This is a genomic window from Chamaesiphon sp. OTE_20_metabat_361 (assembly GCF_031364565.1).
Genome location: NZ_JANLWO010000057.1, coordinates 1 through 7,672, shown reverse-complemented (window position 1 = coordinate 7,672; position 7,672 = coordinate 1). Strand labels below are relative to the sequence as shown.

13 protein-coding genes are annotated in these 7,672 nt (G+C 41.1%); 2 read left to right on the top strand and 11 right to left on the bottom strand.

The window, feature by feature from the left end:
- A partial coding sequence (locus RMO35_RS01530) for a response regulator (RefSeq protein ID WP_309738068.1) occupies positions 1-1,621 on the top strand: 1,621 nt, incomplete at its 5' end.
- Positions 1,622-2,204: 583 nt separating this feature from the next.
- On the opposite strand, the gene RMO35_RS01525 is transcribed toward RMO35_RS01530, so the two are convergent.
- From RMO35_RS01525 to RMO35_RS01490, 9 genes are all read right to left on the bottom strand, one after another.
- Entirely contained in the window at positions 2,205-3,230 is a 1,026-nt protein-coding gene (locus tag RMO35_RS01525) for a hypothetical protein (RefSeq protein ID WP_309738067.1), read from the bottom strand.
- A gap of 30 nt (positions 3,231-3,260) precedes the next feature.
- On the bottom strand, positions 3,261-3,527 hold the full coding sequence (locus tag RMO35_RS01520) for a hypothetical protein (RefSeq protein WP_309738065.1): 267 nt from the start codon (positions 3,525-3,527) through the stop codon (positions 3,261-3,263).
- Positions 3,505-3,819, bottom strand: a complete 315-nt coding sequence (locus RMO35_RS01515; protein WP_309738063.1) for a hypothetical protein — start codon at positions 3,817-3,819, stop codon at positions 3,505-3,507. Before RMO35_RS01515 ends, RMO35_RS01520 begins: the two co-directional genes overlap by 23 nt.
- A complete protein-coding gene (locus RMO35_RS25130) occupies positions 3,794-4,015 on the bottom strand; it encodes a XamI family restriction endonuclease (RefSeq protein ID WP_396135583.1) in 222 nt (73 codons plus the stop codon). The genes RMO35_RS01515 and RMO35_RS25130 overlap by 26 nt, the downstream gene beginning before the upstream one ends.
- The gene (locus RMO35_RS01510) at positions 3,993-4,538 is read right to left on the bottom strand and encodes a XamI family restriction endonuclease (RefSeq protein ID WP_396135582.1); all 546 of its coding nucleotides are present in this window, start codon (positions 4,536-4,538) and stop codon (positions 3,993-3,995) included. Before RMO35_RS01510 ends, RMO35_RS25130 begins: the two co-directional genes overlap by 23 nt.
- Positions 4,539-4,608: 70 nt before the next feature.
- On the bottom strand, positions 4,609-4,821 hold the full coding sequence (locus RMO35_RS01505; RefSeq protein WP_309738062.1) for a hypothetical protein: 213 nt from the start codon (positions 4,819-4,821) through the stop codon (positions 4,609-4,611).
- Between the two features lie 17 nt (positions 4,822-4,838).
- A complete protein-coding gene (locus RMO35_RS01500) occupies positions 4,839-5,177 on the bottom strand; it encodes a hypothetical protein (RefSeq protein WP_309738060.1) in 339 nt (112 codons plus the stop codon).
- Positions 5,178-5,207: 30 nt separating this feature from the next.
- The gene (locus tag RMO35_RS01495) at positions 5,208-5,594 is read right to left on the bottom strand and encodes a type II toxin-antitoxin system VapC family toxin (RefSeq protein WP_309738059.1); all 387 of its coding nucleotides are present in this window, start codon (positions 5,592-5,594) and stop codon (positions 5,208-5,210) included.
- Positions 5,591-5,812 (bottom strand): hypothetical protein, encoded by a 222-nt coding sequence (locus RMO35_RS01490; protein WP_309738058.1) that lies wholly within the window; start codon positions 5,810-5,812, stop codon positions 5,591-5,593. The genes RMO35_RS01495 and RMO35_RS01490 overlap by 4 nt, the downstream gene beginning before the upstream one ends.
- Positions 5,813-5,855: 43 nt before the next feature.
- On the opposite strand from RMO35_RS01490, the gene RMO35_RS01485 reads away from it, so the two are divergent.
- On the top strand, positions 5,856-6,071 hold the full coding sequence (locus RMO35_RS01485; RefSeq protein WP_309738057.1) for a hypothetical protein: 216 nt from the start codon (positions 5,856-5,858) through the stop codon (positions 6,069-6,071).
- Between the two features lie 66 nt (positions 6,072-6,137).
- On the opposite strand, the gene RMO35_RS01480 is transcribed toward RMO35_RS01485, so the two are convergent.
- Together RMO35_RS01480 and RMO35_RS01475 are read right to left on the bottom strand one after the other, a co-directional pair.
- A complete protein-coding gene (locus RMO35_RS01480; protein ID WP_309738056.1) occupies positions 6,138-6,725 on the bottom strand; it encodes a hypothetical protein in 588 nt (195 codons plus the stop codon).
- 114 nt (positions 6,726-6,839) lie between these two features.
- Positions 6,840-7,672: vitamin B12 dependent-methionine synthase activation domain-containing protein (locus RMO35_RS01475; protein WP_309738054.1), on the bottom strand; the 833-nt coding region annotated here is incomplete at its 5' end.

The window sequence follows — 7,672 nt, the reverse complement described above, 5'->3', positions numbered from 1 at the left end:
ACTCTCGGAATTTAATCATATTAAAGCAAGTGCTTTAAGTGGTAATCTCATTATCCAAGTAGTAAATGTGCCGAGCTGGATGTTATGTTTTTCGGCAGGAGAATTAGCCGGAATCAGTGGCGGCATCGATGCGATCGAACGGTGGGAAAGAAATCTAGCATTAGCTTCACTAAATGTGCCGCTCGATCGACTAGTCAAATCTAACAATCATCAAGAAATATTTTTAAATTCTAATAAAATCGCTCAAAAATATGTAGTAGAAGAGGTTTTGTTTGACATCATTCAGTTCAGCCAAAATCAACAAGATCGACTAGCTTATCGCTTCATTACACTTAAAGAAAGCAATAATAATTTAAAATCGGCTATCCCATTACTAGACATTAAACCACTGCTGAGTAAAACGATTCAAACGTGGCAGGAATGGGAACAGCATGGCTTAGGAACTTGTGCGCCCAGTCTATTTCCACTGATTCATCCCTCAGCTAAAATTGATGACTTTGCGAATAATCGGGATTTGAAGTCGATCGTTTCGTCGATTGATGGTAGTAAATCGCTACGCAGTCTAGCAATTCATCACCAGCAAAAACTACTCGACGTAGCTAAATCTTTATCCCAACCGATCGAAGCTGGACTAATTACGTTATCGATCGCTAGACAAGCCACAACCGATCGCCGACAATTAGATCGCGACCGCCAGCTAACTTCAGAGTTAGATCTTGTGAACATCACTATCCCAAAGGATACTGGCGAGCTGGGAGTCGTTGGCATAGCCTCTGTGCAAGAGAATCGCCACCTGCCCTTAATTGCTTGTATCGATGATAGTCTCTCTGTCTACAAGCATTTAGAAAAAATTATCGTCGAGCATGGCTGTCGAGCTTTTGGGGTACAAGATCCACTCAAAATTTTGCCCAGTCTGATCAGAAATAAACCCGACTTGATCTTCTTGGATTTAGTCATGCCAGTGACTAATGGCTACGAGGTGTGCGAACAAATTCGGAAAACGCCATCATTAGTAGATGTGCCGATTATCATTTTAACGGGTAATGACGGGTTGATCGACAGAGTTCGGACTAAATTTGTCGGCGCAAATGGATTTCTCGGTAAACCGATCGAAGCGCGCTCGATCGTCAAAGCACTCGATAAATATCTCGACAAAAAACAGTCGAGCCGTCACTCCAAATCTACCCGCACTACGCAACAAGATCGAGTCTCAAATGGCGATCTAAATAGTGAAGTTACCAAACGAGTTTTGGTAATTGATGACGATCGAAATATTCGCGAGGTTGTCTCGATGTGTCTGCACAAACTCAAAGGTTGGGAGGTATGTGCCGTATCATCAGGACAGGAAGGATTGGATCGAGTTTTAACCAGCAGTCCCGACGCGATCGTCCTCGATGTGATGATGCCAGAAATGGATGGATTAGCTTTTTTGCGACAGTTGCGAGCTAATACCGATCGTAAATCGATCCCGGTGATTCTCTTGACCGCAAATCGCTATTTACCCGATCGCGATCTCCTCACCGAACTCGGTGTCGTCGAAACCATTTCCAAACCATTTTTACCGATCGATCTAGTCCGCCAGATCGATCGAGCTTTAGCCGGGGATTTTTGTGTGGTGTGACAATATAGGTAGATAAATGTTGCCAAATTCTCTCGATCGCATAGCACATACAAAGCCTAATTACCCTTGTCTAAATCAATCTGTCTTGAACTATGGTGAGAATGATTTCTGGATGGACTATGATTATTTCTAGGGATAGATCGTAGTCCATCTCTTAATCCGACAAATCAAAGTTATAGACATAATATTCGATCGCGTAGCGTAGGCAAAGCCAAATAGAGCCGATTGCCAATGACACACTTGCGCATTTGACACATACGTTCTAGCTTGTAAAGCGGGTGCTGATGTTGCTAATTTTTCGATTTTAGAGGCTGGGAACTAGAATTTTTTCCCAACTGGATCGAACACGAACTGAACTCGCTGATAGTTGTCGTTAATATATGTCATTAGTCCCCAAATCCCGATAATAATCCCCAGCATTTCGAGACTCTCCTCAATAGTTATAATTGCACCAAAAATTAAATTTTCAACCCCATGTCTTTCAGCATAGCTACCCCCAATCAACTCACAGCCAATGCAACCTGATAAGTAGATAGGTACCGCTTCCGATCGCACGATGTCAATTACAACTGGCTCGTTTTACCTATACTAATGTTGGATGGTTATAGTTCTCTATGATTTTTAGTAGGCGATCTGCTGGTGCATTTGCTAATTCTCTTGGTTCTAATTTATGCAATCCGTCCCCATAAACACGACCCTCATTAATCAGACTTTGAATTGGGATTGAATTTAGGGCTTGCCAAATATATTTTGGCAGTTCTGGATTTGTTGCAAATAGAGTTGATAAATATTCTTTTGGATACATCATTAGATAAACATTTGGGGCGATCGCTTTAGAATGGTTAAGAATGAAGCGAAAAGATTTGCTATCTTTAGATTGATTTCTTCCCATATACGGACATAAAAATATTGCTGGATCTCTATTTTCTTGCACATACCATAACGATCGATGGCTGCACAAGTAACGCGCTGATATCCCAGCATCTACGCCTTGTTTAAGGTAGTTCCAAACATCTGGATAGTTAATAGATAATTCTTCTGGCTGCTGTTTACAGGTTAGCAAGAAAAGTCTACGATCGATCTGAGGATTTCCTCGATCGTCTGCAAATATTTCAGTATCTATCAAGTATCGAGGACTCGGTAAGATTGGGGTTAACAGTTCGCTAGGAATATTAAACAGATCGATCTGTCCTGATGTAAGAATAAAAAAGTTATTAGCTCCGGTAGCGACTCCTCGCTTAATCTGAAATAGATCTGACAGCTTAGTCTCAGATTCGATTCTTGTTACCCGATCGCTTAGGGTAGAGGATCGATTCCATTTTGATACTTTTTTGAGAGTCTTTGTTGAAACAGAATGTGAGGAGATTGGCTCATTTATACTTCCCCCACAAGTGAATTTTACGGAGTATTCACCGACTGGCGGTGTATTCTTAAACCAAATAATTGAGGTGGATACTAGCGCACTTTCAAACTGTAATTCATCAGCATCAAATCGATGAACTCGAATTAATGTGACTCGATCGAGCAAATATTTTTTGATTTCTCTACCATAATTTACATCCATAAACTCAGCCGGAATTACCCAACAAGCCAGTCCATCTGGCGACATCCATTGATGTGCTGCTAATAAAAAGTAGCATTAAAGACCTGCAAGACCACTTAATTGAGTGCCAGTAGCTGCTATTCCTAGTTCCTTGAGAGATTTTTTCTTGTCGATCGATAGATGATGATGTCGAACATAAGGCGGGTTACAAATTAATAAATTAGCCCTATCTTTTTCATTCTGCGGTGCAATACTTTCTGTAAAATCGGCGATATTAAGTTGGAGCGGTGTATTAGCCCATAACTTAATGGCAGTTTCAGCAAAATCTCGTTGGCGTAGCCTACCGTAGGTAATCGATCTCATACCCAACCGCACTTTCGATTCGATCGATCGAAAATGATTGCAGCAAAGCAGAGTAAAAAGAACCAGTCCCAATTGCTGGATCTAAAAATCTAATTTTTCGAGCGGGTGGAAGTAAAGTTTTTGAATAATTAAGAATTTCGATCGCTAATATATTCGGTGTCGCAAATTGACCCAAACGGTTCCGTTCGGTGGAATTCTTAGCAGCATCTAGTTGTGTTTGTTCGATTATCCTCTGAGCTTCCGTTGAAGCAATGTCAAAAAATTGCTCATAATTCAAATTCTGCAAAGTCATTGATGCGATGCTCCCAAACCCAATCTATACCTTCCGCCGCTTCGTAGCCTAAATATCCAGTATCGAAGTAGCCACATAAGAATAAAACAAACTCGATTTTATTGCCATAGGTTGCGTTAAGTTGCTGTACTTTTCGGGCTTCTTCTTTTCTGCGCTTGTTGACATTTGCAAAGTCACCAGCCGATTTTGCTTCGATCGATAAGGGGATAGTCGCCTGATTGAGCAGTTTTACGCATAATCACCACATCAATGGGAATATTAACAGTTTTTCCGCCCTCATCAATCAAATTGACAGGTAAATTCAACCGAAAACTATATGTTCCTGGTGGCATTTCATCAAACCGCACCCTTTGAGTCGCAGATAATAACCGATAACCACGCTCATCAAGCCATGTAGCGATCTCTCTCAATTGTCTTGCTTCTTGGGCATTCCGCACGATCGGATCGGCTGATGCTCCACACAAACGATCTGCGATAATAGTAGATGCACGGTAAATTTCGGTTTCTGTTGGCGATTGATTCGTATCGAGCCAGGGAAGAATATCTCGATCTGCAAGCCTTGAAATAATGCTGGCAATCTTTTCTAATTCTTCATTCAGACGGTCGATGCTCAGTCTCACAGGTAATTTACCATAAATCTCCATTCGTTTAACGACACTCTCCGCGACACCAGATAACCCAATGAGTCGATCTCTGGCAATAGGTGGGCAAGTACACATCCTCAGTGTCGGAAGTATCTCTGGATTAGAACGGAGAATCGCTGAGATGATCTGTATCTAATATGTACATCTACTCATCTACTGCATCCACAGCCGTTGTTCGATCGGATTCTCGATACTCCCGCCCCAATTTCATTGCTTCATCATAGGCGGAATTTTCTGCAAAGGTTCCAGCTATTTTTTCCCACCAAGGTAAATTGACAGGGGTTGGATCGATTTTACGTTTAAGTCGATCGACTTCAGCTTCTAATAATGTCAGTCGTTCTTCTAATTGTTCTGACATATTCTATTTGTCCTTTGCTATTCAATTGTAGCCGATCTATCGGTTTCGATATTAGCTACTACGGCCTCAAAATCTGAGTCGTCTTCAAAAATACCTGCAAACTTTAATATCAGATGCTCCTCTTCGATCGATCCCAGCCGCTGTTTTACCTCTTCTGTTGTCAGAGTTAGACTTTTATTCTGGCGAATCGCTAACAATTGCTCAATAACTGCTGGATTAACTTCTAGCCCAACATCTAGATCTATCTGCCGATCGCACTTTTTATCTAGATATTCTTGCAGCCATTTTGACAGCTCGCGAATTTCATCTTTTGGTAATTGCTTAATAGCTGACTGAACTTCTAATCTAGTATTCATCACAGATACTCTAATCTAGTTGTTATAATTTCACCAAATTCTCTCGATCGAATAAGCATCAAAGGCTTTGTCTATACTAGCTATTAATATTTTCTCATTCATAGCTTGAGCAATGATTATTCTATCGAAAGGGTCGCGATGATGAAGTGGTAACAGATCGAGCGTATAAATATGCGATAACTCAATCTGCATAATTTTAATCTGATTTTCGCTAACTTGTGTTGCGATAATATCTGGTAAAGGTCGAGGCAAACTTAATTTACCCAAAGAAATTTTAATCTGAATCTCCCAAATACTTGCCAAGCTAACCAATAGTTCGTTGTCTACATCAAAGATAATATTCTGGACGCGATCGGAAATATTCGATACATCATTTGCCCACCAAATTAATACTTGTGTATCTAAAATGACCTTCACTCATCGACTCCCAACCAAAAGGAATCAGGTAATGGTTCGTTAAAATCATCACTCATGATAATTTTACCCTGCTCTAAATTAGGTATGCGTTGGCGTGCTGTTGTTGAGCTCGATACAGGCTGTTGACGTTTAATAGATTTAACAAACTGTAACACTTCAGATAATAGGTCTTCTGATGTTGATTCTAGTTCGCTGACGATTAGCTCTTTAGTATTCATGATAATTTAGCTAAATACTGCTACTTTCTATTGTAGATCGCTATTGCCCTTTCGACATCTGGCGATCGAATCCCACCACCACCCGATCGAATCAAAACAGCTCGATCGAACCAACCCCAAATCGATCGAGCTTTGCCTACACTACCCGATCGCAACCAAAGAAATCAACATTAATATCATCGCGGATTGTGCCAGGATCGATCGAGCGTCAATATCGATCGATCAATTGGACATAATCGATCGACAACTCGATAGTTAGAATTTGTGGGCATAATCCAGTATTGAAATAGGATCTTTATTTTGAAAGCTTGCCCGTTATACCAAACTAATTATTTATAGAAAGCCAATTTTGATAACAGGGAAGTTCAAGAAGTGGATTGATGCTCTCTTCTGTTCTGCTTATGTTAATTAACATATTACCGACTAGGTAACTATCTTCAGATTCGTTTTCTATACGATTGTCAATTTGCATTTGAATGTTATACCATCCATTTTCTAGATCTATTTTATATGATGGCTTTACATCTCCTATATCTATATCCTCTAGCCAGCTACCAGCTTCAAATAGCAAAATTTCTTGCGTCTTAACCTCAATTTTGCTTTCAACAAAAAAGCACATGTCATCTTTAATGATTTTGTTGTCTAGTATTTCTAAATTAAAATCACCGACAGGCAAAGTGACAAATGAAAAATTTCCGTTATTGATTTCATTTACCAAAAATAATGTTTCTCTGCACCATACTTGATTCCATTCTTCATTAAAATCACAAATTAATTCAGTTCCTCCCTCTCTATCTAACGCAATATCAAAAACATAAGAAATCCCTATTTTCTCTGGATCTGGATTCTGAAAAAAGGATTTGTCAGCTATTATTACACCACCTTGGTTATCACATTCTAATCTTAAAGACATAATCTATTTTTACATTGGTAAGTAAAAGATTTAGATAGTGGGCATTACCCACTATCTAAATTTCAGGTTGTAGACAAGATTTGACAGGTCTACTTCACATGGATTTAACCAATCCTAAGCACTAAAGTACTTAGCTGTCGGATGATAGACAATCAACGCAGTTGTAGACTGCTCAGGATATAGCTGTTCGCTCTCATCCATCGTCATCCCCATCCGCTCGGTACCCATGATTTTCAACTGATGTAATTGATCCGCCACATTCGGACAAGCTGGATAGCCGAAACTATACCGCGAACCCTGATAGCGTTGCGCCAACATATCGCGAATATTATCTGGCTCCAGATCCCCATAACCCAACTCCTTGCGGATGCGGGCGTGTCCCCATTCGGCTAAACCTTCCGCCATTTGGACAGCCATCCCGTGAAAGTAGAGATAGTTGGCATAGTTATCGGCTTTGAATAACACTTGGGCTTGCTCGCTGGCGATTTCGCCCATCGTCACCGCTTGCATCGGGAATACGTCGAATTTATTCTCTGATAGGGGGCGGAAGAAATCAGCCAGACAGAGGCGACGCATGGATTTTTGGCGGGGGAATGTCCAGGTGACTACGGGGGTAGCTGTTTGGGGCGTTAAGCCTTGCTCGATCACGCTGGGATCGTAGACGTGGACGGAGTTACCTTCGGCGGTACAGGGGAAGTAACCGTAGATCAGTTGGGGTTCGAGCCATTCGCCTGTGAGGATTTTGGCTTTCCACTCTTCGAGGATCGGATGGACTTTTTCGGCGAGGAATGCGTCGTATTCTTCGCGAGTTTGGTCTTTGGGTTTACGGAATTGCCATTGTCCGGCGATTAGGGCTTGGAGATCCATGTGCCAGAATAGATCTTCTAGGGAGATTTCATCCTTGAGGATTTTGGAACCCCAGAATGGTGGTGTTGGCCTGTCGATAT